23 protein-coding genes are annotated in these 25,476 nt (G+C 63.0%); 18 read left to right on the top strand and 5 right to left on the bottom strand.

Going from position 1 to position 25,476, the window contains the following annotated elements; translation table 11 throughout:
- Positions 1-244: 244 nt before the first annotated feature.
- From ACMLHZ_RS06760 to ACMLHZ_RS06780, 5 genes are all read left to right on the top strand, one after another.
- The gene (locus ACMLHZ_RS06760; protein ID WP_418667006.1) at positions 245-1,045 is read left to right on the top strand and encodes an NAD(P)-dependent oxidoreductase; all 801 of its coding nucleotides are present in this window, start codon (positions 245-247) and stop codon (positions 1,043-1,045) included.
- Positions 1,045-1,620, top strand: a complete 576-nt coding sequence (locus ACMLHZ_RS06765; protein ID WP_418667007.1) for a dipicolinate synthase subunit B — start codon at positions 1,045-1,047, stop codon at positions 1,618-1,620. Before ACMLHZ_RS06760 ends, ACMLHZ_RS06765 begins: the two co-directional genes overlap by 1 nt.
- Before the next feature lie 219 nt (positions 1,621-1,839).
- The gene (locus ACMLHZ_RS06770; RefSeq protein WP_418667008.1) at positions 1,840-2,775 is read left to right on the top strand and encodes a hypothetical protein; all 936 of its coding nucleotides are present in this window, start codon (positions 1,840-1,842) and stop codon (positions 2,773-2,775) included.
- A 136-nt stretch (positions 2,776-2,911) separates the two neighbouring features.
- Complete coding sequence (locus ACMLHZ_RS06775) at positions 2,912-3,499, top strand: RNA polymerase sigma factor (RefSeq protein WP_418667009.1); 588 nt, start codon at positions 2,912-2,914, stop codon at positions 3,497-3,499.
- Positions 3,496-4,524, top strand: coding sequence for a hypothetical protein (locus ACMLHZ_RS06780; protein ID WP_418667010.1), 1,029 nt, complete (start codon positions 3,496-3,498; stop codon positions 4,522-4,524). Before ACMLHZ_RS06775 ends, ACMLHZ_RS06780 begins: the two co-directional genes overlap by 4 nt.
- 93 nt (positions 4,525-4,617) lie before the next feature.
- On the opposite strand, the gene ACMLHZ_RS06785 is transcribed toward ACMLHZ_RS06780, so the two are convergent.
- Together ACMLHZ_RS06785 and ACMLHZ_RS06790 are read right to left on the bottom strand one after the other, a co-directional pair.
- Positions 4,618-5,265 carry an HAD family hydrolase gene (locus ACMLHZ_RS06785; RefSeq protein WP_418667011.1) on the bottom strand — a complete coding sequence of 216 codons (648 nt, stop codon included), beginning with the start codon at positions 5,263-5,265 and terminating at the stop codon, positions 4,618-4,620.
- 25 nt (positions 5,266-5,290) lie between these two features.
- Complete coding sequence (locus ACMLHZ_RS06790) at positions 5,291-5,815, bottom strand: QueT transporter family protein (RefSeq protein WP_418456135.1); 525 nt, start codon at positions 5,813-5,815, stop codon at positions 5,291-5,293.
- A 263-nt stretch (positions 5,816-6,078) separates the two neighbouring features.
- On the opposite strand from ACMLHZ_RS06790, the gene ACMLHZ_RS06795 reads away from it, so the two are divergent.
- Both ACMLHZ_RS06795 and ACMLHZ_RS06800 read left to right on the top strand, forming a co-directional pair.
- The gene (locus ACMLHZ_RS06795) at positions 6,079-7,101 is read left to right on the top strand and encodes a LacI family DNA-binding transcriptional regulator (RefSeq protein WP_418667012.1); all 1,023 of its coding nucleotides are present in this window, start codon (positions 6,079-6,081) and stop codon (positions 7,099-7,101) included.
- A gap of 47 nt (positions 7,102-7,148) precedes the next feature.
- Positions 7,149-8,324, top strand: coding sequence for a diphosphate--fructose-6-phosphate 1-phosphotransferase (locus ACMLHZ_RS06800; RefSeq protein ID WP_418667013.1), 1,176 nt, complete (start codon positions 7,149-7,151; stop codon positions 8,322-8,324).
- 17 nt (positions 8,325-8,341) lie between these two features.
- Here the strand turns inward: ACMLHZ_RS06800 and ACMLHZ_RS06805 are convergent, their stop codons facing one another.
- Positions 8,342-8,764 (bottom strand): hypothetical protein, encoded by a 423-nt coding sequence (locus tag ACMLHZ_RS06805; protein WP_418667014.1) that lies wholly within the window; start codon positions 8,762-8,764, stop codon positions 8,342-8,344.
- Between the two features lie 465 nt (positions 8,765-9,229).
- Between ACMLHZ_RS06805 and ACMLHZ_RS06810 the strand changes: the two genes are divergently transcribed.
- The 9 genes from ACMLHZ_RS06810 to ACMLHZ_RS06850 all read left to right on the top strand — a co-directional run bounded on the left by ACMLHZ_RS06810 (position 9,230) and on the right by ACMLHZ_RS06850 (position 20,033).
- Entirely contained in the window at positions 9,230-10,561 is a 1,332-nt protein-coding gene (locus ACMLHZ_RS06810) for an ABC transporter substrate-binding protein (protein ID WP_418667015.1), read from the top strand.
- 205 nt (positions 10,562-10,766) lie between these two features.
- Positions 10,767-11,720 (top strand): carbohydrate ABC transporter permease, encoded by a 954-nt coding sequence (locus ACMLHZ_RS06815; protein WP_177563151.1) that lies wholly within the window; start codon positions 10,767-10,769, stop codon positions 11,718-11,720.
- A gap of 19 nt (positions 11,721-11,739) precedes the next feature.
- Positions 11,740-12,579: a carbohydrate ABC transporter permease gene (locus tag ACMLHZ_RS06820; RefSeq protein WP_177563152.1), complete on the top strand. Its 840-nt coding sequence runs from the start codon at positions 11,740-11,742 to the stop codon at positions 12,577-12,579.
- 4 nt (positions 12,580-12,583) lie between these two features.
- The gene (locus tag ACMLHZ_RS06825) at positions 12,584-14,035 is read left to right on the top strand and encodes an arylsulfatase (RefSeq protein WP_418667016.1); all 1,452 of its coding nucleotides are present in this window, start codon (positions 12,584-12,586) and stop codon (positions 14,033-14,035) included.
- A gap of 15 nt (positions 14,036-14,050) precedes the next feature.
- Positions 14,051-14,902, top strand: coding sequence for a class II fructose-bisphosphate aldolase (locus tag ACMLHZ_RS06830; protein ID WP_418667017.1), 852 nt, complete (start codon positions 14,051-14,053; stop codon positions 14,900-14,902).
- A gap of 76 nt (positions 14,903-14,978) precedes the next feature.
- On the top strand, positions 14,979-16,325 hold the full coding sequence (locus tag ACMLHZ_RS06835) for an L-fucose/L-arabinose isomerase family protein (RefSeq protein ID WP_418667018.1): 1,347 nt from the start codon (positions 14,979-14,981) through the stop codon (positions 16,323-16,325).
- A gap of 134 nt (positions 16,326-16,459) precedes the next feature.
- The gene (locus tag ACMLHZ_RS06840; RefSeq protein ID WP_418667019.1) at positions 16,460-17,518 is read left to right on the top strand and encodes an SIS domain-containing protein; all 1,059 of its coding nucleotides are present in this window, start codon (positions 16,460-16,462) and stop codon (positions 17,516-17,518) included.
- A gap of 244 nt (positions 17,519-17,762) precedes the next feature.
- The gene (gene serC / locus ACMLHZ_RS06845; protein ID WP_418667020.1) at positions 17,763-18,845 is read left to right on the top strand and encodes a 3-phosphoserine/phosphohydroxythreonine transaminase; all 1,083 of its coding nucleotides are present in this window, start codon (positions 17,763-17,765) and stop codon (positions 18,843-18,845) included.
- 24 nt (positions 18,846-18,869) lie between these two features.
- On the top strand, positions 18,870-20,033 hold the full coding sequence (locus ACMLHZ_RS06850) for a phosphoglycerate dehydrogenase (protein WP_418667021.1): 1,164 nt from the start codon (positions 18,870-18,872) through the stop codon (positions 20,031-20,033).
- A 271-nt stretch (positions 20,034-20,304) separates the two neighbouring features.
- Here ACMLHZ_RS06850 and ACMLHZ_RS06855 read toward each other — a convergent pair whose 3' ends face one another.
- A complete protein-coding gene (locus ACMLHZ_RS06855; protein ID WP_418667022.1) occupies positions 20,305-20,484 on the bottom strand; it encodes a FeoB-associated Cys-rich membrane protein in 180 nt (59 codons plus the stop codon).
- A 78-nt stretch (positions 20,485-20,562) separates the two neighbouring features.
- The gene (feoB, locus tag ACMLHZ_RS06860; RefSeq protein WP_418667023.1) at positions 20,563-22,935 is read right to left on the bottom strand and encodes a ferrous iron transport protein B; all 2,373 of its coding nucleotides are present in this window, start codon (positions 22,933-22,935) and stop codon (positions 20,563-20,565) included.
- Positions 22,936-23,170: 235 nt separating this feature from the next.
- Here feoB and ACMLHZ_RS06865 point away from each other — a divergent pair, with 235 nt between their 5' ends.
- On the top strand, positions 23,171-23,737 hold the full coding sequence (locus ACMLHZ_RS06865) for a YdeI/OmpD-associated family protein (RefSeq protein ID WP_418667024.1): 567 nt from the start codon (positions 23,171-23,173) through the stop codon (positions 23,735-23,737).
- Positions 23,738-24,055: 318 nt separating this feature from the next.
- The gene (locus ACMLHZ_RS06870) at positions 24,056-25,459 is read left to right on the top strand and encodes an ROK family protein (RefSeq protein WP_418667025.1); all 1,404 of its coding nucleotides are present in this window, start codon (positions 24,056-24,058) and stop codon (positions 25,457-25,459) included.
- Positions 25,460-25,476 lie beyond the last annotated feature (17 nt).

A 25,476-nucleotide genomic window follows, 5' to 3' on the forward strand; every position in this document is an offset into this window, starting at 1 on the left:
TTTTTTTGACTCGAAATAAACACTTATGATGCAAAAATTGCTGCCGGATTTATAAATTGTACCATTCCGGCAAAAAGACAAGGGCCTTTCTATCCATTTTGCCGAGGGGACGGGCACCCCCCTTTTTTGGAAAACCCCTTTCACTTTTCATAAAAGGACCGCATACCATGGGGTCAAAGCACCGCGCAGCGGCCCAGCGGTGAAAAGGCACATGGCAAGGGACCGCATACGAGGGGGGACCGCAATGGGGGAGAACACAAAAAAAGTGTTCGCCGTGATCGGCGACGACGCCCGCCAGCTTGCAGCGGCGGACTATCTGCGCGCGCAGGGCTTTGAGGCCTTGGGCGCCGAGGACGTTTACAAGGCGGATTATGTGCTGCTGCCCATGCCCATGTCGGCAGACAGGGCGGGGTTTGCCCGCCTTTTAAGGGCGGCAAAGCCCGGGGCATTGGCCTTTGGCGGCAAAGTGAGCGCCCAGGCAAAGGCCGCGGCGGACGCGGCGCACATCGGCCTGGAGGACTATTTGGAGCGGGAGGAGCTGGCCCAGCTGAACGCCATTCCCACCGCAGAGGGATGTATCGCCCTGATCCTGCAAAACCGCAGGCGCACCATCTGGCGCAGCCCGGTGCTGGTGCTGGGGTACGGCCGGTGCGCCCAGTCGGTGGCGCGGCGCTTGGCGGCGCTGGACGCCCAGGTGACGGTGGCGGCCCGCAAGCACGGCCAGCAGGCAATGGCCATGAGCCATGGGCTTGTGGCCGTGCCGCTGGGGGAACTGCTGGCCGTGCTGCCCGGGTTCGACGTGGTGGTGAATACCATCCCGGCGCCGGTGCTGGGAGAACGGGAGCTGGCGGCCATGCCGGGCGGCAGCCTGGTGGTGGATCTGGCCAGCCTGCCCGGCGGCACGGATTTTGAGGCGGCGCGGGAACTGGGGGTCAACGCCATCCATGCGCTGAGCCTGCCCGCACGGTGCGCGCCGGTGACGGCGGGCGAGTTTGTGGCGCGGGCTGTTCTGGCCATGCTGCAAGAGAGGGGAGAGGTGTTTTAATGGAAGAGAGAACGGTGGTGTGGGCGCTGTGCGGCAGCTTCTGCACCTTTGAAAAGGTGCTGCCGCTGGTGGGCCGCATGGCAGCGGGGGGCACCAAGGTGCTGCCGCTGATGAGCTTCAATGCGGCCGGGCTGGACACCCGCTTCGGCAAGGCGGCGGACTGGAAAATGCGCCTGTACGCCGCTGCGGGCAGCCAGCCCATTGAAACGCTGCAGGGCGCGGAGCCCCTGGGGCCCCAAAACATGGCGGGCGCCATGATCGTTGCGCCCTGCACCGGGGCCACCCTGGCGAAGCTGGCCCACGGCATCAGCGACACGCCGGTAACCCTGGGGGCAAAGAGCATGCTGCGGGCGGGAAAGCCCGTGATCCTGGCGGTGAGCACCAACGACGGCCTGGCCGCGAGCTTTGAGAACCTGGCCATTCTGCTGAACCGCAAAAACTATTATCTTGTGCCCTTTGCGCAGGACGATTACCTGAAAAAGCCGTGCAGCCTGCAGAGCGATTTTGAGCTGATCGGTGATACGCTGGAATGCGCGCTGCGCGGCCGCCAGATCCAGCCGCTGCTGAACGTGTGAGATGTAAAACGGCCGGCGGGCCGCAGGTTGGGCCGGGGCCGGCCAGGGGGATACCCCCCTGGCCGGCCCCGGTTTTTCCGCGCATCTTTTTGGGCACGGGAAATTTTTTTGTTTTTGATGCGATAAAACGCCCTGCCTGCCGGTTATAGGGATGAAAGGGCAAAGGAAAGGCCCGCAAAACGCACCCGGAAAGCACACATAAAAAGGAGAAGGATCACTATGCTGAAAAACATAAAAACGCACAAAACCCTGGCAATCTGCCTTGTGGGGGCGGCCCTGACCGCCTGCGCGGGCTGTGCCGGCTGGCTGCTGGCCCCAAGCCAGCGCATCGACCTGGACGTGAACCCCAGCATTGAGCTGGTGACCAACCGGCTGGAAAGGGTGGTGGACATCCGCGCCATGAACCCGGACGCGCAAACGCTTTTAAAGGGCTATGCCCCCGTGGACCGGGATCTGGAGGACGTGGTGGAGGAGCTGGTGAAGCGCATGATGGAGCAGGGATACCTGGGAAGGGACAAAGCAAACGACGTGCTGATCACGGTGGACGACAGCACGGCCTCGCCCCAGGTGCTGGACCAGGTGAGCCGCGCCGTGGCCGGCGCGCTGGAGCGCGGCCAGCTGAACGCCGCCGTGCACAGCCAAACGGTGGAGCTGAAGGATTACGACGCGGCGGCACGGCAACTGGGGGTATCGGCGGGGCGCATGGCGGTGATCGACCGGCTGGCACAGGGAGACGGGAGCCTTACGCCGGCTGACCTGGCCGAGACCCGGGTGAGCGACCTGCTGGCCTATGCCCAGGAAAAGGGCATTCCGCTGGAGCTTTTGGAAGACAAGCTGGACCGGCTGGAGGACGTGTTCGACGACGACCCGGCCCTGGAAGCACTGGAGGATGAGCTGGACGCGGCGGAGGACGCAAGCGAGCCGGAGGACGCGGACGATGAGGACGATCTGGATGAGCCGGAGGACACGGATGATTCTGATGACATGGATGATCTGGACGACGCAGACGATCCGGAGGATGGGGACGATCTGAACGACCCGGATGATGCAGACGATCTGGACGACGTGAACGATCCCGAGGACCCGGACGATCCGGAGGACGCGGATGATCTGGACGATGCGCAAGAGGACGGCGAAGACCCCGATGAGGATTGAGAGCCGGGGCGGGAAACCGGCTTGCACCGGAGGCCGGCATCCGGTACAATAAGAAAAAAGGGGCATAAAAGCGCCGGGGCGGAAGGCTGCCGCCCCGGCGTGCAGGGCCCCGGCGTGCCGGAAAGGGGAAAAGCGGATGATCTTGTTTTGCGCCGTGCAGGGCGTGCCCACCGCCCCTGCGGCCGGCACGCCGCACTTCAGCGAGGAGCTGATCGAGCGGATCGGCCGGGGCGACCGGGAAGCGCTGCGGGAGCTGTATGAAAAAACGGCGCGCGCGATCTACGCGTTCGCGCTGGCCCAGCTGCGCGACCCCGAGGAAGCGCAGGATTTGATGCAGGATACTTTTTTAAAGGTGCGCGCGGCAGCGCATTTGTACCAGGCCATGGGAAAGCCCATGGCCTGGCTGTTCACGATCGCCCGAAACCTGGCCCGGACCCGCCAGGTTAAGGCGGCCGCCACCCTGCCCACGGACGGCGCCGGCTGGGAGGAAGACCCCTCGCTGGCGTATGTGAGCGACCCGGAGGACCGGCTGGTGCTGCAGGCTGCGCTGGAGCTTTTGAGCGAGGAAGAGCGGCGGGTGCTGCTGCTGCACTGCGTGGCCGGCATGAAACACCGGGAGCTGGCCCGGGACCTGGGGCAGCCGCTTTCCACCGTGCTCTCGCGCTATAACCGGGCGCTGAAAAAGCTGCGGACCTATCTGGAAGGGCAGGAGGGAGCGCAATGAGGAAAAAACAGATCGAACAAAGGCTTCGGCGCGCGGGCGCGCAGCTGCCCCTGCCGGGGTTCGAGGCCATTGCCGACGCCCCCGTGCAGCGCATGGAAGAGCCGGATTACATCACCCGCCAGGTCTTGCCCGGCGGGCGGGGGAAGGCCGGCGGCTGGGTGCTCAGGGCCGCGGGGGCGGTGTGCGCGCTGCTTGTGGCCGCGGGGCTTGGGTGGTTCGCGGCCCTGCACCGGGTGGACAGCCTGATTTACCTGGATGTGAACCCCAGCCTGCAGATCGCCGCGGACCGGCAGCAGCGGGTACTGCGGGTAACGCCGCTGAATGAGGACGCGCAGGCGCTTTTGGGCGGCACGGCAAAAGAATACAAGGGCCAGCCGCTGGAACAAACGGTGGGCCGGCTGGCTGAACGCCTGGCAGAAGACGGCTATCTCACCGCGGAAAACGGGGCGGTGCTGCTGAGCGTGCAAAACAGCGACGGACAGCGGGCGATGCGGCTGGAAGAGGAACTGGCGGCGGCCATTGAGAGCCACCTTGCGCCGCAGGGCATCCACCCCGCGATCCTGCGCCAGCAGCTGGCGCCGGACCGGCAGGCCGAGGAGCAGGCGGCGGGCTACGGCATCTCGCCGGGCAAGCTGTGGTATGCCCGGCAGATCCTTGCCGGGACCGACGACTATACCCTGGAGCAGCTGGCCGGCATGAAGCTGGAGCAGCTGGTAGCCCTGGCCCGGGAAGAGGCCGAAGAGCCCGGCGAAAAAGAAGAGCCGGACGACCCCGGGGAAATGGAAGGACCCGACGAGCCGGAGGAAACCGAGGAGCCTGAACAGGCAGACGAGCCGGACGGGCCGGAGCCCGGCGAGCGGCCGGAAGAAGACGACCGGGAGCCGGAAAAGGAAGAGGAACCTTCGCACAGCGCCGGGGGGGAGCCAGAGGAGCGGCCCGACCCCCGGGAGGAAGAGGAGCAGGACGAGCCGCAGGACGAGCAGGACGAGCCGCAGGAGCCCGATGAGCCTGAGGAGGACGACTGAGCCGGAACGCCCGGAACAGCCTTTCAATTTTCAAAAAAGCCGATGCCCTCCGCGACCTTAAAGATCGCGGAGGGCATCGGCTTTGAAAACGGTTCAGGCAAAGCCCAGCAGGGCCGGAAGTTCCCACAGGGTACCGATCACCGGAACCTGCGCCGTGCGCAGAGCTTCGGGGGGCTGATGCCCGGCGGAGCAGAGCACGCACCGCACGCCCAGGGCGGCGGCCACCTCGGCGTCGTGCAGGCTGTCGCCCACCAGCACCGCGGTGGCGGGGTCGAGCCGCCGCCGCGCCAGCCAGGCGCGGCCTGCTTCCAGCTTGCCGTGGGCATAAAAGTCTCCCTGGCCGAGCAACTCGTCGAAAAAGCCAGAAAGGCCGAAATGCCGCACCTGCCGTTCCAGCGCGCCCTGCTCGCTGGCCGAAAGGATCACCTGCCGCAGGCCGGAGGCCCCCGCCGCCGCAAGCGCCTCGCGGGCGCCGGGGGCAAGGGGGCAGGCAAGGCTGGCGGGGTCGTAGAGCGCGATGTATTCGGCGGCCAGATCCTGGAAGGGGTGGCGGGAGAAATCGAACCCGGCGCGGCGGTAGTAGTCGATAATGGGAAAGCCGAACACCGCCCGGTAGCCGGCCCGGTCGTAGCGCTGGGGGTAGCTGTGCGCCTCCAGCAGCTGGTTCAGGCAGTCGTTGCACAGGGCCACATCGTCCAGCAGGGTGCCGTTCCAGTCCCAGATCAGGCATTCGGTGCGCATGGGCTTCCTCCTTATCAGAAAGGGATCACTCGGTGAAGACGCGCCGCAGGCCGGCGCTTGTTTCGATGAGCTTGATGAGCGCCACCCCCAGCACCCCGCAGGCCACCGCCTCGCCCAGGGCCACCGTGAGGCCGTTCCACAGGATCAGGGGCAGGGTGGCCGGGCTGTCGGAAAAGAAAAAGGCCAGCTCCGGCCCCACGATCAGGGCGTTTGCCAGGATGGGGGGCAGGGCCGCGGGCAGGGCCAAGCCCCGCACCCGCCTGCCGCGCAGAGCGTAGGTGCCAAGGCACGCCAGCAGGGTGGCCAGGGTGCCGAAGACCACATCCGGCAGGGTGGAGCCCAAAAGATTGGACAAAAAGCATCCCAGCGTGCCGGCCAGGATATACTCCGGGCCGAACACCGGCAGCAACACCAGCGCTTCGGCAAAGCGCAGCTGCACCGGCCCAAACGCCAGGGGCGCGAAGGAGAGGCACAGCACCGTGTACACGGCGGCGATCATGGCGCAGCGCGCCAGTTGCCTGGCGCTGAGGAACGGTTTATTTGTTTGCATGGCAAAATTCTCCGGCAGTGAGATTTTACCCTGCCGGTACTGCCAGGTCCGGAAGGGTGGGTCCGCGCAGGGAGCGCGGCGAGCCTAAAATCCTAAGTTGCTCTGTGCGGGGCTTGCCCGCATAGCTGGTATTATACCAAACCGGGTGGGCAAACTGCAACAAAAAAGGCGGAAAACTTCTCCTGTTTCGCGTTTGACTTCCGGGGGGTGTTCCATTATAATAGGAAACGGAAGATACACTCGTGTTGATGGGCAGGTGCAGAATGGGACAGGGGTTTAAACAGGTCACCCGCAAGGATGTGGCGGAGCTGGCGGGCGTGAGCGAGACCGTGGTTTCGTATGTGATCAACAACAACCGCTATGTGGACAAGGAAAAACGCCGCAGGGTGGAGGAGGCGGTGCGCCAGCTGCACTACCGCCCCAATACGATTGCCCGGGCACTGAAGGGGAAAAACTCCAATCACATCGTGTTCATTGCGGATCAGATCATCACCGAACATTTCAGCCTGTTGGTGAGCGAACTGGACAAGCGCGCCTATGATCTGGGATACATGATCTCGCTGTGCGCAAACCGCAACACCGAGCAGTTTGTGGGCGAGATCATCAGCCGCAGGTACGACGGGGTGATCATCAGTTCCATCAGCTTCCCGCTGGAGTTCATTCAGCAGCTCATCGACGCGGCGCTGCCGGTGGTGCTGCTGCAAAACCGCGATTATTCGGCCGTGCACGGCGCGGGTGTGATCGACAACGGGCTTTACGAGGGCGCGAAGGAGTGCGTGCGTTTTTTGCAGGGCAAGGGGCGAAAAAACATTTTGTATATCGACCGGTTCAGCGCGCGGGGGCACTTCAGCGACCTGAACGACCTGCGCTACCGGGGGTTTGTGGAGCAGATGCGCCAAAGCGGACTTTCGGCCCAGCCGGAGAGCCGGGTGATCACCGGCTGCGCCAGCGACCGGGAGGTTGCCCAGAAGGTGAAGGCATACCTGCAGGCAGGGGGCAAGGCGGACGCGATTTTTGGCCGAAACGACAAGCTGGCCTGCATTGCGATGCAGGCCGCCAAGGATTTGGGATACCAGGTGCCGCAGGAAATTGCGGTGGTGGGGTTCGACAATTCCACCCTGGGGCAGTATGTGACCCCGCGAATCACCAGCATGGAGATCCGCCGGGAGGAGATTGCCAAAGCAGCCGTGGAAATGCTGCAGCAGATGATCGGAGAGGGCAGGGTGCCCGCGCCGGTGGGCTTTTCCACCCGGCTGATCGAGCGGGAGAGCACCCCCGCGGACTGACTGGATTTTTGCCCGGAAGCCGGGCTGCATAAAGGAGAAGAGAGATTATGAGCAAAGGCAACCTGCTGATCGTGCATGGCGGCGCACCCACCGCCGTGATCAACGCCTCGCTGTACGGGGCGGTGACCGAGGCAAAAAAGCACCCGGAGGTGGACAAGGTGCTGGGCGCCATTGGCGGTTCGGGCGGGGTGCTGCGGGAGGATTTCTGTGAGCTGCAAAGCGTGCCGGAACAGACCCTGCGCCTGCTGCTGCAGACCCCTGCCTCGGCCATCGGCACCAGCCGCGACCCCTTAAACCCCGAGGACTACGCCAACATGGCGGCCATCTGCAAAAAGCGCGACATCCGCTGGGTGCTGTTCAATGGCGGCAACGGCAGCATGGACGCCTGCGGCAAGCTGTATAAGGCCTGCGTGGCCGCCGGTGCGGACGTGCGGGTGGTGGGCATTCCCAAAACGGTGGACAACGACATTGCCGTGACCGACCACGCGCCCGGCTTTGGCTCGGCTGCCCGGTACATTGCGGCGGTGACCAGCGAGATCAGCCAGGATGTGCGCTCGCTGCCCATCCATGTGTGTGTGATCGAGGCCATGGGCCGCAACGCCGGCTGGGTCACGGCGGCCAGCGCCCTGGCCCGCAGCGGAAACGGCGACGGGCCGGACCTGATCTACCTGCCCGAGCGCCCCTTTGACGAGGAGGAGTTCCTGGAAAAGGTGGGGGACCTGCACCGCAAAAAGGGCGGGGTGGTAATCGTTGCCAGCGAGGGGCTGTGCAACCCGGACGGCTCGTCGATTGTACCGCCCATCTTCCAGGTGGGCCGCTCGGTGTATTACGGCGACATCAGCGCCCACCTGGCGAACCTGGTGATCCAAAAGCTGGGCATCAAGGCCCGCAGCGAGAAGCCGGGGATCTGCAATCGGTCCTCGATCGCCTTTCAGTCCGAGGTGGACCGGGACGAGGCGGCGGCGGCGGGCGCCGAGGCGGCCCGCGCGGCCCTGGCGGGCGAGAACGGCGTGATGGTGGGCTTCCGGCGGGCGCCGGGCCCGGAGTACAGGGCCGAAACCTTCCTGATCCCGGTGGAGCAGGTAATGCTGCACGAGCGCAAGATGCCGGACGAATACATCAGCGCCGGCGGCCGCGATGTGACGCCGGAGTTTTTGGACTGGTGCCGGCCGCTGATCGGCGGGCCGCTGCGCGAGTTCGTGACCTTTAAGCCCACGGTATAAAATACAAGCGCCCCGGTTCAGCCGGGGCGCTTCTTTTTTGCGACATGGAGCCGGGGGCCGCGCCGGGCGCGCCAATAAAGGAACAGCAGCACCGCCGTGACCGCGTTTACCGCCGCAAAGGCCACGCCAAGGCGGAGCGCAAGAGCGCCCGCGGGCACGGCGCTGGTGGGGTGGGAGAACTGGAGCAGCCCGTCGGTCTGCTTTTCTGCAAAGCGGTTTGCGTCCTGGAGGGTGTCGAAGTGGTGATACAGCCCATCAGCCGTGCGCAGGACATATCCGCCGGACGGGTGGGAGAAAAAGCCCAGCCAGGCGCAGAACCCCAGCGAGAACACAAAGCACAGCAGCGGCAGCACAAGGCCCGGCCAGCGCTGCGGCCGCCTGGAGAGACGGCGCTGCAGCACAAGGACCGCGGGAACGGCGAGAAGGATGAGGAGCGGCACAGGCAAAGCCTTCTTTCTATGATCTGTTTTCCATACGATACCACAGGGCGCGCCGCTGCGCAAGGCAGGCGCGGGAGCCCGGGCGGGGCCTGCAGGCGGCAAAAAAGGCGGCCCCAAGGGAGAAGAACCGCAAAAAAAGCAACAAAACGGTTAAAAAACGCGGCGATCGTGCAAAAATGAATGGGCAGCTTGCACAGAGAAAAACTTTAAAAACTGGCCAAACGCTGAAATTGCCCTGGGCGCATTGACAGTATATCCATTCGTGTTTATAATAAAATCCAGAAGATGTACATACGAGTTTACAAAACCGTGTACAACATTGCTGCGGCACACAGGCGGGAAGTCTGTATTTCTTTTTCCAGAGTGTACATACGTGTTTACAGGCTTGGCCGCATGATTGGGTACCCCTGGCGCCGCGAGGCGCTGATGATAGAACGCAATCCATAAATTTAGGAGGAAACGAACATGAAAAAACTGTTAGCGCTCGCGCTGGCGCTGTGCATGGCACTCAGCCTGGCAGGCTGCGGCGGCACGCCCAGCAGCACCCCCGCTTCCACCCCGGCCTCGACCGGCGGCGAACCCGCCTCGACCCCGGCGGACAGCGAGGCGTTCACCGAGACCGTGACCCTGAAGATCGCAAACTACGCCCTGCTGGAAGAAGGCTACACCGACTTCTGGGAGGGTGTGAAGACCGGCTTTGAGGCCAAGTACCCCAACATCACCATCGAGTGGGTCACCGCGCCCTACGGCGAGATCGTGAACCAGGTGATCAACATGGCCGGCGGCGGCGACAAGGTGGACATGATCTTTGGCGAGATCGGCTGGATCCCCACTCTGGAGGACGCGGGCCTGACCGTGCCTGTGACCGACGTGCTGACCGCCGACTACCTGGCGGACTTTTATGACAGCGTGCTGGACGGCTGCAAGATCGGCGGCGAAATTTACGGCCTGCCCATGTACACCTCGCCCTACGTGCTGTACTACAACAAGGACCTGTTCACCCAGGCGGGCCTGGACCCGAACGCTCCCCCCACCACTTACGACGAGATGCTGGAGATGGCCGGCAAGCTGGCGAAGCTGAAGACCGCCGACGGCAACAAGGTGTATCCCTTTGGCCAGACCACCGCTTCGGTGGCGGTGTCTGGTTCGGCCATCAACGCGATGGTTTACAACTTCGGCGGCACTGTGCTGGCGCCGGACGGCACCCTGAGCATCGACAACCAGGGCTTCAAGGACGCCATCACCATGCTGCAGGAGCTGGACAAGAAAGGCTACAACCCCCAGAACGCGAAGCTGAAGGATCTGCGGCAGCTGTTCGCCACCGGCCAGCTGGCCATGTATTATGACCAGAGCTGGGGCTTCAACGGCGTGCAGAGCATCAACCCCGAGGCGAAGAATTTCGCCGCCACCGCCAAGCCCCTGAAGGGCGGCAGCGGCAACGGCGCCTCGATGCTGCAGGCCCACATCCTGGCCTACATGGACAACGGCGAGAACCAGAAGACCGCGGCCCGGCTGTTCACCGAGTACCTGGTGACCGCCGACCAGCTGCAGGATTACATGACCAACATCACCCCGGCCTATCCCGCCACCAAGAGCATGGAATCCATGGCGCTGAACCCGGTGCTGGAGGGCGCCGCCGGCGCGATTGAGAACCTGACCACCACCCCGTTCATCCCCACCCTGGGCGATCTGAACCTGGAGCTGTGCACCCTGGCGCAGGACGTGACCGTGGGCGGCACCGACGTGGATAAGGCCATTGAGAGCTTCCGCACCGCAGCCAGCAACATCATCGGCTGATAAAATGTACTGCGCGGCTTACTTTGGGCCGCACAGGGATCAATAGCCCCCGGGCGGGATAGAGAGTGAAGTCTATCCCGCCCATTTTATCGGGATTTTTAAGGGCCTGCGGGCCCCGCGCGTTGAGCCTTTTTTGCCCGGCGGCGCCGCGCCGCGGGCATGCGTTCGCCACCTTTTTATGAAGAAAAGAAAGTGGGAGTCAAGAATGACCGGAACAAAGAATAAAGCGGTCACGGCGGGCGGCCGCGCCCAGCTGCGCCTGAACCGCAAGCGCCTGGGGGACCAGCTGTTCTCCGCCGCGCTGATCGCGCCCACCCTGATCGTGACCATCATGTTCATCCTGGTGCCGGTGGTGGACTCGGTGATCAAGAGCTTCATGGATTACAAGATTAAAAATATCATTTCGGGCAAGCCCGGCGTGTGGAATAATTTTGCCAACTACCTCAAGCTGTTCACCGGCGGCAAAATGCTGCCCGCTGTGCTGAACACCTTCGCGTTTGTGATCGGCGTGGTGCTGGCCCAGTTTATTCTGGGCATGGCGCTGGCGCTGATCCTGAACTCCAACGTGAAATTTGCGCGGTTCATCCGCAGCGCCATGATGATGCCCTGGGTGGTGCCCACCATCATTTCGGCGCTGATCTGGATGTGGATTTTCCAGCCGCAGTACGGCCTGTTAAAATACGTGGTGGGCATGTTCACCGGCGGCGCGGTGACCGACTTTGCCATTTTGAACAACCCCTCCACCGCCATGCTGGGCGTGGCCATTGCGGCGCTGTGGAAGCAGATCCCGCTGACCACCCTGCTGCTGCTCTCGGGGCTGCAGAACGTGCCGGACGATATTCTGGAGGCCGCCACCATTGACGGGGCGGGCCGGGTTAAAAAGTTCTTTGCCATTGTGGTGCCCTATATGAAGAGCGTGATCAGCATTGTGGTGAGCATGGCCATCATTGAGAACTTCAAGCAGTTCCCGCTGTTCTGGACCATGACCGGCGGCGGGCCGAACGGGGCCACCACCACTCTGGCGATCCTGAGCTACCGGGAGGCGTTCGTGTCGAACAACCTGGGCAGCGGCGCGGCGGTGACCACCGTGTGGATGCTGCTGATGATCGTGGTGATCTTTGTGTACAACCGCCTCTTCCGCAAGGAAGAGATGGACTGAGGAAGGGGGAAAGAGCGACATGAAAAAACGCGATCTGCCGGTAAATGTTCTCAAGTACGCCATCCTGATCCTGATTTTGTTCTTTTTGCTGTTCCCGCTGTACTGGGTGCTGGTAACCAGCTTTAAGACCAACATGGAAGCGTATATGGCAACGCCGACCTTTTTCCCGGCAAGCCCCACCTTCCAGAGCTATGTGAACCTGTTCACCAAGAACAACGACTTCTTTACCTATTACAAAAACAACTTTATCGTGTCCGGCGCCACGGCCCTGATCACCACCTGCCTGGCGATCCTTTCGGGCTATGCATTGAGCCGGTTCCACTTCCGCTGGAACGGCTGGGTGATGGCGGCGCTGCTTTCCAGCCAGATGTTCCCGGTGGTGAGCCGGATGATCAGCCTGTACGGCCTGATGAACAAGATGCACCTGATCAACACCCTCACCGGCCTGGTGTTCGCCCTGACGGCCGCCATGCTGCCCTTTACGGTGATGCTGATGGCAAGCTTTTTTGACGGGGTGCCCAAGGCGCTGGAGGAGGCCGCCTATGTGGATGGCGCGGGCCGCCTGAAGGTGCTGTGGAGGATCGTGGTGCCGCTGGTGAAGCCCGGCATGCTGGCGGTGGGCATTTATGCCTTTTTGATGACCTGGGACGACTACCTGCACGCCATCACCCTGATCCAGACCGACAGCCTGCGCACCATGAGCGCGGGCGTGGCCCTGCGGTACCTGGGCGAGCTTTCGTACGACTGGTCGCTCATCAACACCATCTCCATCGTGGGCACCGTGCCCATGCTGCTGCTGTTCTTCTTCTTCCAGAAATACATGATCAAGGGCCTGGTGGCCGGTGCCGTGAAGGGATGATGAGATGAAACGCCTGAACCTGGTGCTCATCACCGCCGACCAAATGCGGTTCGACTGCATTGGCGCGCTGGGCCACCCGGACCTGGAGACCCCCCATCTGGATACCCTGGCAAACGAGGGCGTGGCCTTTACCCGCTGCTACAGCGCCACCCCCACCTGCATCCCGGCGCGGGCGGCGCTGTTCACCGGCCAGAGCCAGGAGCGGCACGGCCGGGTGGGCTACCAGGACGGGGTCGACTGGGAGTACCCCGTGACCCTGCCGGGGGAGCTGGCCCGGGCGGGTTACCACACCCACTGCGCGGGCAAGATGCACGTGTGGCCGCCCCGGAGCCTTTTGGGCTTTCACAGCGTGGACCTGCACGACGGCTTTCTGCCCTACCGCAATACCGGCACGGCGGCGCGGCAGTGGATGGGCCGCATCGACGATTACCTGCCCTATCTGCAGGGCGCGGTGGGGGCGGACGCCACCATCAACGACCTGGGCCTGGGCTGCAATTCCTGGGCGGCGCGGCCCTGGGCCGGGCCGGAGCGGGCCCACCCCACCAACTGGACGGTGACGCGGTCGGCCGATTTTCTGCGCCGGCGCGACCCCACAAAGCCGTTTTTCCTTTGGACCAGCTTTGTGGCGCCCCACCCGCCCCTGGACCCGCCGGCACCCTATTTTGAGCTGTATGACCGGCGCGCGCTGGCGCCCCCGGCCATGGGGGACTGGGCCCTGCGGCCGGACCCGGCGGCCAACACCGCCGACGGTTTTACCGCCGCGCTGAGCGGGCCGCAGGTGCACGCCATGCAGGCGGGGTACTACGGGCTGATCACCCACCTGGACCACCAGGTTGGGCGGCTGGTGCGCGAGCTGAAGGACGAGGGCGTTTTAAACGACACGGTGATACTGTTTACCAGCGACCACGGCGAGATGCTGGGCGACCATTGCATGCTGCGCAAGAGCCAGCCCTACGAGGGCAGCGCCCATGTGCCCCTGCTTTTGTGGGACCCGGGCGGCCACCTGGGCCTGCCCCGGGGCGGGCGGTGCACCGCGCTGGCGGAGCTGCGGGACGTGATGCCCACCCTGCTTGCCATTGCGGGCGCGCCCATTCCGGGCTGCGTGGACGGAAAGCCCCTGCTGGACGCGGCCCGCGCGGGCGTGCCGGTGCGGCAGAGCCTGCACGGCGAACACACCGCCCAGAGCGGACCGCCCCATTCCGCCCATTACCTGCTGGAGGGGGAATACAAGTATATCTGGTATTCCCACACCGGGCGTGAGCAGCTGTTCGACCTTGCGCAGGACCCCAGGGAGCTGCGCGATCTGGCGGGCGAAGCCGCCTGCGCGCAGACGCTGGCCCGGCTGCGCGGGCTGCTGGCACGGGAGCTGGAGGGCAGAGAAGAGGGTTATTCGGACGGGACCCGGCTGATTGCCGGGCGGCCGCCTGTGACGGTGCTGCGGCACCCCAAACTGTAAAATGGAGGATGCTTTATGCTGACCAACAATCTGGAACTGATGCAGCGCGCCTCGCGGGAGGGCTTTGCCATTCCCGCCATCAACACCCAGGGCGGCAACTACGACATTATCCGGGCCTGCTGCAAGGCCGCCCAGGAGATGCGCAGCCCGATTATCCTGGCCCACTATGTGGCCACCGGCGCTTATTCCGGCCACGACTGGTTTGTGCAGGTGGCCAGGTGGTGCGCGGAGAAGGTGGATGTGCCCGTGTCGATCCATCTGGATCACGGCGACAGCTTTGAGACCTGCATGGAGATGCTGAAGCTGGGCTTTACCAGCCTGATGATCGACGGCTCCACCCACCCCATTGAGGAGAATGCCGCCATGACCAACGAGGTGCTGCGGGTGGCGAAGTGCTTTGGGGTGCCGGTAGAGGCCGAGATCGGCGAGCTGCTGCGGCTGGACAACGGCGTGCCCATGGAAAACAAGAACATTGTGGACCCGGACGAGGTGCGGCACTTTTTGGAGCTGTGCCGGCCGGACACCCTGGCCATCGGCATCGGCAATGCCCACGGCTATTACCGGGGCAAGCCGGAGATCCACCTGGACGTGCTGGAGGCGGTGCGCCGGTTCACCGACATCCCGCTGGTGCTGCACGGCTGCACCGGCATGGAGGAGAGCGTGGTGCGCGACGCCATTCAGCTGGGGGTGGCCAAGATCAACTTCGGCACCGAGATCCGTTACAAATACGTGCAGCATTACCAGGAGGCGCTGGAGCAGATGGACCACCAGGGCCATTCCTGGAAGCTGAGCCAGGCGGCCAGCGATGCGCTGGCCGAGGACATCAAAGGCATCATCCGCCTGTCCGGCTCTGCGGGCACGGTGTAAAAGCCCATCCCGGCTGCCCGCCGCAGGTTTTTGCCGCGGGCGCCGGCAGGTTTGAAAGAAAGCGAGAGAGCGCAACATGAAAAAACAACTGAACGTGGGGTTTATTGTAACGGTTTCGGGCCGGTGGCCCCGGGAGCTGCCCGAAAAGCGCTTTAAGGAGTACGGCGAGTGGGCCGAAGAGCACCTGCCCCACAGCAGGGTACACCGCTTTGAAAGGCTGGTGTGCACCCGGGAGGATATGCAGGCCTGCATCCAGGACTTTAAGCGCTGCGAGATCGACCTGATCCTGCTGGTGTACGGCGCGTTTACCGGCGACGACATCGCCTGCGGGCTGGCCGACGCGCTGCGGGTGCCGCTGGTGCTGTGGGCCCCCCGCGAGGAGCAGTGGGTGCGCCAGGACCGGCTGTATGCGAACGCTTTGTGCAGCGCCACCATGAACGGCGCTTCGCTGCGGCGCATCGGCGCGCCCTGGCACATCGTGTACGGCAACAAGGAAGAGCAGAGGGTGGAGAAGGAGCTGCACGACCTGGTGAGCGCCTACGCCGCCCGCAAAAATTTGCAGGGGCTTACCTTCGGGCTGTTTGGCTACCGGCCCACGGCCTTTTACAACTGCGCCTTCGACGAGGTGGCCATTCGCAAAACCTTTGGCGTGAATGTGGAGGAGACCGACCTGAAGGTGGTGTGCGACGAGATGGCCGCGCTGCCCTTCAGCGAGGTGGAGGCCGAGATGAAGCGCACCGCGGACGCCTGGGATACCTCGGCGCTGCCGGACGGCCACCTGGAAAACCATGCCAGGCTGTATTTGACCCTGAAAAAGCTGATGCCCCGCCAGGGGTACGACTGCGCGGCCATCAAGTGCTGGCCGGAGCTGGGCAACCTGCACATGACCCCCTGCGCGGTGCTGGGGCGCCTGAACGACGACGGGCTGTTCATCAGCTGCGAGGGGGATATGGACGCGGGCCTTGCGGGCCTGGCACAGAAGGTGCTGACCGGCCTGCCCCCCTTTATCACCGACCTGATCAACCTGGACGAAGAGGAAAACACCGTGACCTTCTGGCACTGCGGCAACGCGGCACCCAGCGTGCACAATGTTGCCGACGGGGTGAGCATGTGCAACCACCCGCTGGCGGGCCAGGGCACCGCGTTCTGGTGTTCGCTGAAGGAAGGGCCGGTAACCGCGGCGCGGTTTTCCAACATTGACGGACAGTACAAATTGTTCCTTCTGCGGGGCACCGCCCTGCCCACCGCCCGCAACACCCGCGGCGCCATGGTGAACGTGAAGGTGGACACCCCGGTGCTGGAGCTGGTACAAAAGATCGCCGAGAACGGCATGAGCCACCACTACAGCGTGGTGTGGCAGGATGTGGCCGACGAGCTGGCGCAGCTGGCAAAGCTGCTGGGCATTCCGGTGGTCGAGCTGTGAGCGGCCGCGCCCCGGAGAGATAAAACGAGCATGTGAAAGGAACCGCCATGAAGCGAAGGATTTTTGACTCCTCGGCCCAATGACGCGCAGAGGGACCGAACGACCACATTTTGTACCGACAAAGGAGTTTTATCATGGAAAAGAAAAACAGTTCCCTCACCTACCGTGAGATCTACGGCCAGGCGGACTCGTTCGCGGCCATCAACGCCACCCTGCCGGAGATCTTTGCCACCCTGGACAAGGTGTTTGCCGAGCGTTACGACGAGCTGATCTTTACCGGCTGCGGCACCAGCCTGTACCTGGCACAGACCGCCGCCCACGCCTGGTGCGCCTACAACGAGACCCCCGCCAAGGCGGTGTGCTGCTCGGAGTTATATTTCTTTCCGGAAGTGTATTTAAAGGGCAAAAAGGTGCTGGTGCTGCCCATCACCCGCAAGAGCTACACCACCGAGGTGCGCATGGCCATTGACAAGGCGCACACCTACCCCGGGGTGAAGAGCCTTGCCATTACCTGCGACAAGGACTCGGAAAAATACAACGACGCGTACATCCTGTCGCCCGAGACGGCGGAGGAGAGCGTGATTATGACCCGCAGCTTCACCAGCATGGTGTACCTGGCGGTGATCATGGGCATGTACGCAGGCGGCAGGCGGGGCGAGATCGACGCCATGGCCGATTACCCGGCCAACGCCCGCCGGCTGCTGGTGCAGATGGACAGCCTGGCAAAGGACATTATTGGCCGCCACCACGGGCTGAACCTGTTCATCACCCTGGGCCAGGGCCTTTATTACGGCGTGGCGAACGAGTGCATGAACAAGATGAAGGAGATGGGCATTGCCAACTCCGAGGCCTATTACAGCCTGGAATACCGCCATGGGCCCATGAGCCTGGTGGACGAAAACACCCTGGTGCTGACCCTGGCCCACCCGGCGGCGCTGGAGGACGACGCAAAGCTTTTGCGCCAGATGAAGAGCTACGGCGCGGTGACCGCGGCGATCGGCGACGGGGTGGCCGCGGCCATGCCGGACGCGGACTACACCCTGGAGCTGGGCTGCGGGTACAACGCCCAGCAGAACGCGGCGCTGATCGGCTTTATCGGCCAGTTTTTGGGGTACTACCTGGCTGAGAAAAAGGACATCGACGCCGACAGCCCCCGCCACCTGACCCAGGCCATCGTGCTGGACGACAAGTAAAGCCCCCTTCTTTTTCTTCATAGCGGAAAGGCCCTGCCTTGGTTTAAACCAGGCGGGGCCTTTCTGCGCCGTGAGCAGGGAATGAATTGTACGTTATATGAGGACATTTGTGGCGTTTGTGCGTCTGTGGTGGAAAAACGGCCGTTTTTTTGGGCAAGTTGGTTCTGGCTTTTGCTTTTGCTTTATACTATACTAAAGTTACCGCACCGTTTGCGCGGCAAAACGATTTCGGAGGGATAAAGCTATGGCAAGAGTGTACAATTTCAGCGCGGGCCCGTCCATGCTGTTTGAGCAGGTGCTGCGCACCGCCCAATCGGAACTGATGGACTACGGTTCATCCGGCCAGTCCGTGATGGAGATGAGTCACCGCAGCAGTAGCTTTGAGGGCATCATCCGCGAGACCGAGGCCGCGCTGCGGCGGGTGCTGGGCATCCCGGGAAATTATAAGGTGGGCTTTTTTCAGGGGGGCGCCTCGACCCAGTTCGACATGGTGCCCCTGAACCTGATGACCACCGGCCAGGCCGATTACATTGTAACCGGCAACTTTTCGGGCCGGGCGGCCAAGGAGGCGGCCAAGTTCGGCAAGGTGAACCTGGTGGCGAGCTCGAAGGATCAAAACTTTACTTATATCCCGGACGTGGACAAGATCGCATACACCCCCGGCGCAAGCTATGTGCACATCTGTGAGAACAACACCATTTTCGGCACCCGCTACACCAAGCTGCCCCAGGTGCCCGGCGTGCCCCTGGTGGCGGACATGAGCAGCTGCATTTTGTCGCGCCCCACCGACGTTGCAAAGTATGGCCTTTTGTACTTTGGCGTGCAGAAGAATGTGGCGCCGGCGGGCATGGCGGTGGCCGTGGTGCGGGAGGACCTGGTGGGCAAAGCGGCCGAAACGGTGCCCAGCATGCTGAACTACCAGACCATTCTGGAGGCGGACAGCATGTACAACACGCCCCCCTGCTGGTGCATTTACATGATGGGCCTGACCCTTCGATACATCGAGCAGGAGATCGGGGGCCTTGCCGAGATGGAAAAGCGAAACAACGCCAAGGCCGCGCTGCTGTACGACTACCTGGACGGCCAGACCTTTTTTAAAAACCCGGTGCAGAAGGAATTCCGCAGCATCATGAACGTGACCTTTACCAGCCCGGACGCGGACACCGACAAAAAGTTCTGCGCCGAGGCAGCCGCCGCGGGCTTTGTGAACCTGAAGGGCCACCGGCTGGTGGGCGGCATGCGGGCCTCGATCTACAACGCCATGCCCGCCGAGGGGGTGGCAAGGCTGGTGCAGTTCATGGAGGACTTTGCCAAAAAGAACGGCTGACCGTTTGAAAAAGGAGCATGTGATATGTTTACTATAAAAACGCTGAACAATATTTCGCCCGCGGGCCTGGCAAAGCTGGGGCCCAGCCAGTTCCGCATCGACGAGGAGGGCGCCGAGCCCCAGGGCATTCTGGTGCGCAGCGCCCAGATGCACGAGATGGAGCTGCCCGAGAGCCTTTTGGCCATTGGCCGGGCGGGGGCGGGCGTGAACAACATCCCGGTGGAGAAATGCAGCGAGGCGGGCATTGTGGTGTTCAACACCCCCGGCGCCAACGCGGGCGGCGTGGCCGAGCTGACCATTGGCGCGCTGGTGCTGGCAAGCCGCAACCTGTGGCCCGCCATGCAGTGGGTGCAGGGCCTTGCGGGCCAGGGCGACGCGGTGGCAAAGCTGGTGGAAAAGGGCAAAAGCCAGTTTGTGGGGCCCGAGCTTGCGGGCAAAAAGCTGGGCGTGGTGGGCCTGGGGGCCATCGGCGTGAAGGTGGCGAACGCGGCCGCGCACCTGGGCATGGATGTGTATGGCTACGACCCCTATATCTCGGTGGACGCGGCCTGGATGCTCTCGCGCAGCGTGACCCACAGCGTGAGCCTGACCGAGCTGCTGGCCCAGTGCGACTACATCACCCTGCACCTGCCGGTGAACGACCAGACCCGGGGCTTTATGAACGAGGGGGTGTTCCGGGGCTGCAAGCCCGGGCTGCGCCTTTTGAACTTTGCCCGGGGCGAACTGGTGGACAACGCCGCCCTGCTGGCGGCACTTGCCTGCGGCCAGGCGGCGGCCTATGTGACCGACTTCCCCAAGGAAGAGCTGCTGGGGGTGCCGGGTGTGGTGTGCATCCCGCACCTGGGCGCTTCCACCCCCGAAAGCGAGGACAACTGCGCTGTGATGGCCGCCGAACAGCTGGCCGACTACCTGTTGAACGGCAACATCAAAAACAGCGTGAACCTGCCCGAGGTGGTGCTGCCCCGCGCCGCGGGCAAGCGGGTGTGCGTGCTGCACAAAAACGAGCCGGGCCTGATCAGCGCCATCACGGCGGTGACCACCGAGGCAGCGCTGAACATCGAGAACATGATGAACAAGAGCAAAAAGGATATGGCCTACACCCTGCTGGATGTGACCGGCCCGGTGGGCGGGCAGCTGGCCGAGAGGCTGGCGGCCATTCCCTCGGTGGTGCGGGTGCGGGTGCTGTGAGGCGCGCAAAAGCCCGACAGTAAGTGGCAGAGAGCACACAAAACATACAAAACCGGCGCCCCGGCTTTGAAAAGCCGCGGCGCCGGTTTTTTGTGGGGTGTTGGGAAAGAACCTGCTTTTTGGAGGCAGATCGGGTTTTGGTTCCGGCACGGTGCGGCTATCAGGCGGTTTGGGTCCCGGCATGCTGCTGCGGCAGGCCATGTGGGCATATGCCCGCCCGTTTGCAGGAGCCCGCAGGCCAGACGCTGGATGGGAGCTTGCCGCAAAAATGTCAGCGCTGCTTCGGCGTTTGGTCGGGGCCGGACTGCTGCTCTTTGCCGCAGCGGGAGGCGCAGTGGGCGCAGTCGCCGCCGCAGCTGCCGGAAAAGCCGCCGTTTTTGCATATAAAGACCACCGCGCCGGCAATGCCCGCCAGCACCAATCCTAAAATCAAAATATCGCCGAAGCCCATGGGAAAACGCTCCTTTCAGCAGGCGCCCGCGAAGGGGCGGGCAAGGGCGGCGGGCTGAGCCGCCACGGGAAAAACGGACTAGACCAAGCCGAACACAAGGCCGATGCAGCGCACGGCAAAGGCCACCAGCCAGGCGATCAGGCACTGGGTGAGGGCCACGCCCGCCGCGGCCTTGGCGCCGCCCATCTCGCGCTTGACCGCCGCAATGGCCGCCACGCAGGGGGTGTACAGCAGGGTGAAAATGAGGAACACGAAGGCAGTGAAGGGGCTGAACAGCCCCGCCAGCGCCTGGGGCAGGGTGGAGAGGCTGGAGCCGGTGAGCACGGCCAGGGTGCTGACCACCGCCTCCTTGGCGGTGAAGCCGGTGATGAGCGCGGTGGACACCCGCCAGTCGCCGAAGCCGAGGGGCGCGAACAGGGGGGAGAGCAACCCGCCCAGGGCAGCCAGAAGGCTTTGCGAGGAATCGGCCACCACATTGAGGCGGGAGTCGAAGGTCTGCAAAAACCAGATGAGAATGGTGGCCACAAAGATGACCGTGAAGGCGCGGGTCAAAAAGTCCTTTGCCTTGTCCCACATGAGGCGGCCGACGCTTTTGGGGCTGGGCAGCCGGTAGTTGGGCAGCTCCATCACAAAGGGCACCGGCTCGCCTTTAAAGGCTGTGCCCTTGAGCGCCAGCCCGAACAGCACCCCCACCGCCATGCCGAACAGATACAGCCCGATCATGACCAGCGCCTGGTATCGGGCAAAAAAGGCAGCGGTGAACATGGCGTAGATGGGCAGCTTTGCCGAGCAGCTCATGAAAGGGGTTAAAAGGATGGTCATTTTGCGGTCCCGCTCGCTGGAGAGGGTGCGGGTGGCCATGATGGCCGGCACGCTGCACCCGAAGCCGATGAGCATGGGCACAAAGCTGCGGCCCGACAGGCCGATCTTGCGCAGGAGCTTGTCCATCACAAAGGCCACCCGGGCCATGTAGCCCGAGTCCTCGAGGATGGAGAGGAAGAAGAACAGGGTGACGATGATGGGCAGGAAGCTCAGAACGCTGCCCACCCCGGCAAAAATGCCGTCGATCACCAGGCTGTGCACCACCGGGTTGATGCCGTAGGCGGTGAGCGCGGCGTCGCACAGAGCGGTGAGCCGGTCGAGCCCCAGGCTTAAAAGGTCGCTGAGGCCCTGGCCGATCAGGCCGAAGGTGAGCCAGAACACCAAGCCCATAATGCCCAGAAAGATGGGGATCGCAAGATATTTGTGGGTGAGCAGGTTGTCGATCCTGACGCTGCGGGCGTGCTCGCGGCTTTCGCCCTTTTTTACCACCGTGCGGCTGCACACCCGGCCGATGAAATCGTAGCGCATATCGGCAAGGGCGGCCTCGCGGTCGGTGCCGAGATCGAATTCCATCTCGGTGATGGCGTGCTCCATCAGCTCCCGCTCGTTTTCGTTGAGAGCCAGCCGGTCCAGCATGAGGGGATCGCCCTCCACCAGCTTGGTGGCCGCAAAGCGCATGGGAACCCCTGCCTGGGCGGCGTGATCCTCGACCATGTGGGCGATGGCGTGGATGCAGCGATGCATGGGGCCGGAACAGAAATCCAGCCGCCGGGGGCGTTCGACGTTCACCGCTACCCGCATGGCATGCTCGATCAGTTCGTTGATGCCCTCGTTGCGGGAGGCCGAGATGGGCACCACCGGGATGCCCAGCGCCGCCTCCAGATGGTTCACATGGATGGTGTTGCCGTTGGCACGCATCTCGTCCATCATGTTGAGGGCCAGCACCATGGGAATGCCCAGCTCGATGAGCTGCATGGTGAGATAGAGGTTGCGCTCGATGTTGGTGGCGTCGACAATGTTGATGATGCCCTGCGGCTTTTCGTTTACCAAAAAGTCGCGGGTGACGATCTCCTCGCTGGAATAGGGCGAGAGGGAATAAATGCCCGGCAGGTCCACCACCGTGGCTTCCGGATGCTTGCGGATCTGGCCGTCCTTGCGGTCCACCGTGACGCCGGGGAAGTTGCCCACATGCTGGTTGGCACCGGTGAGCTGGTTGAAGAGGGTGGTTTTGCCGCAGTTCTGGTTGCCCGCCAGCGCGAACACCAGCGGGCTTCCGGGCGCCAAGGCCGGGCTTTTGCGGCCCCCCTCGGGCCGGTCCTCGCCGTGGCCGGGGTGGGGGATGGGCGGAAGGTCCTGGGCCTCGAAGCGGCGGTGCTCGGACTCCTGCTCTTCGGCGGTGGGGGCGTGCACGCCGTCGATCTCGATGCTTTTGGCGTCGGCCAGGCGCAGGGTGAGCTCGTACCCCCGAAGCTCCACCTCGACGGGGTCGCCCATGGGGGCCACCTTGCGCAGGGTGACCCGGGTGCGGGGGGTCAGCCCCATGTCCAGAAAATGGCGGCGCAGCGCACCCGCGCCGCCCACCGACCGGATCATGGCGGTTTTGCCGACGGGCAGTTGATCCAGGGTCATAAAACAGCCTCTTTTCCCATGTTCGTCTTTCCTGCAAGGTTAGCCTGGGCTAACGTTGCAGTCCCACTATAGCACCGGAGGCGGAACTTGTCAAGAAGGGGGTGCCTGCGCCCCGTTTGAAGGTAAATGCGGATGGCGGGAATAGCCAGATATTATGGGCATAATTGTTGTTTGCCTGAGCAGAAATGTGATACGATAAAACCAATAAGCTACAATGTGAGGGAGGAGAGAATGCATGCAGAAAGATGTGCGGCGCTTTGGAACCCGTGAGGAATTCCGGGAGTGGCTGTGGAGCAACTGCCTGTCCGGCGAAGGCGTTTGGCTGCAATTTGGGAAAACAGACGCAGTGAAAACATTAAAAGCCGGCGAAGCATTGGAGGAAGCCCTTTGCTTTGGCTGGATAGATGGTGTGATGAAAAAGATTGATGATAACTCGTATATAAAATATTTCTCCATGAGAAAGAAAAACAGTAAGTGGTCTGTTAAAAACAAAGCGTTGGTGGCAGAACTGGAAACAAAAGGGCTGATGACCGAGTATGGGCGAAAGAAAATTGAAGAGGCGAAACGCAATGGTCAATGGGAGCATGCGGCGGCCCCTTCCGAGATAGCACAGGAGCAAATAGAGATGGTCGCCCTATTATTAAAGAAAAACGAACCGGCCTATGCTAATTTTCAGAATATGCCGGCATCCGTGAAAAAGACATATACAAGGGCTTATCTTGATGCAAAAACAGAAGATGGCCGCCTGAAACGGCTGGCATGGATGATGGGACGTTTGGAAAAAAATCTAAAGCCGATGTAGAGCAAGCGAAGGTGATCGGGCAGCCGCCAAGGTTGAGGCGGCTGCCTTAATTTGCCTGATTTGGCGAAGTAAAGTCCAGCTGGCTTAACGGAGTCACGCGCCTTGCACAAGGCAGAAGCTGCCCCCGGAAAAAGCGCCGCCGGAGGGCGCAACAGGGCAGGGGCCTATCGTGCAAAGGGGCAAACAGCACAAAAGTGCAAACACAAAAGCCAAGCCGGACAAGACACGCCCGGGCGGATTGTGCTACAATGTGCATAAAGAGCGGCCCCAGGCGAGCGGGCCAAGTTTATGCCATGCTTTGAAAGGAAGGAACGCATCATGAAATTCCTGAATGTGGAGATCCCGGTAAAGAACCTGCCCGAGCTGGACCCGGGCTTTGTGCCCCTGGGCCTGTTCTTCAAGCACTATGAAAAGGGCGCTGCAAAGCCCCTGTGCATTGCGGTGGAGCGCAGCGGCGGCCAGATCGGCACCTGGGAGTGCAAGGTGCACGGCACCCCCGATATGGCCGAGGCCGACGCCTACTATGTGGACCGGCTGGTAAAGTTCCTCTTGTGGAGCTGGGGCGGCTTTAAGGTGTATATCTGCGGCGACGACAAGCTGGCCGAGGGCGTTAAAAACGCCTACACCGAAACCGGCAGCCGCGCGTTTGACAAGGAGTTCATGGAGGGCGTGTATGAGCGCGCCTTTGAGGTGGAGGCCCTGCCCTACGACCAAAAGCCCCAGGCGTTCCAGAAGGCCGAGAGCGTGGGCCGGCATGTGACCGGCGCCCGCATCGGGTTTGACGCCGGCGGCTCGGACCGCAAGGTGAGCGCGGTGATCGACGGTGAGACCATCTACAGCGAAGAGGTGGTGTGGTACCCCAAGGTCAACGCGAACCCGGACTACCACTACCTGGGCATTCTGGCGGCCATGGAGACGGCGGCGGCCAAGATCCTGGAAAAGGGCCGCAAGGTGGACGGCATCGGCGTTTCGAGCGCCGGCGTTTACATTGACAACAAGTGCATGGTGGCCAGCCTGTTTTTGAAGGTGAGCAAAGAGGACTTTGCGAAAAAGGTCAAGAACATCTACACCCGCGCGGCCGAGGATCTGAGCCGCATTTTGGGCTACGAGATCCCGGTGGTGGTGGCCAACGACGGGGATGTGAGCGCGCTGGCCGGGGCCATGGGCCTGGGTGAAAACGGCATCATGGGCATTGCCATGGGCACCAGCGAGGCCGTGGGCTATGTGGACGCCGAGGGCAACATCTGCGGCTGGCTGAACGAGCTGGCCTTCGCCCCGGTGGACGGCCAGCCCGACGCCATGGAGGACGAGTGGAGCGGCGATATTGGCTGCGGCGTGAAGTATTTCAGCCAGGACGGCGTGATCAAGCTGGCGCCCCGCGCGGGCATTGAGCTGAACGAGGCCGACGCCCCCGCCCAGAAGCTGAAGGTGGTGCAGGGCCTGATGGCCGAGGGCGACGAGCGCGCGGTGAAGGTGTACGAGAGCATCGGCGTGTATCTGGGCCACACCATGGGGCTGTATGCCAAGTTCTACGACATCCGTCATGTGCAGATGATGGGCCGGGTGATGAGCGGCAAGGGCGGCGACATCATTCTGGAAACCGCGGCCCGCGTGATGGACGAGGAGTACCCCGAGGTGGCGTTCCGCCCCGAAGCCCCGGACGAGATGACCCGCCGTGTGGGCCAGAGCTCGGCGGCGGCCAGCCTGCCCGAGGTAAAATAAAGCCCGCCGGGCGCTGC

The sequence above is a fragment of the Allofournierella sp. genome (assembly GCF_048388525.1).
GTDB lineage: Bacteria > Bacillota > Clostridia > Oscillospirales > Ruminococcaceae > BQOK01.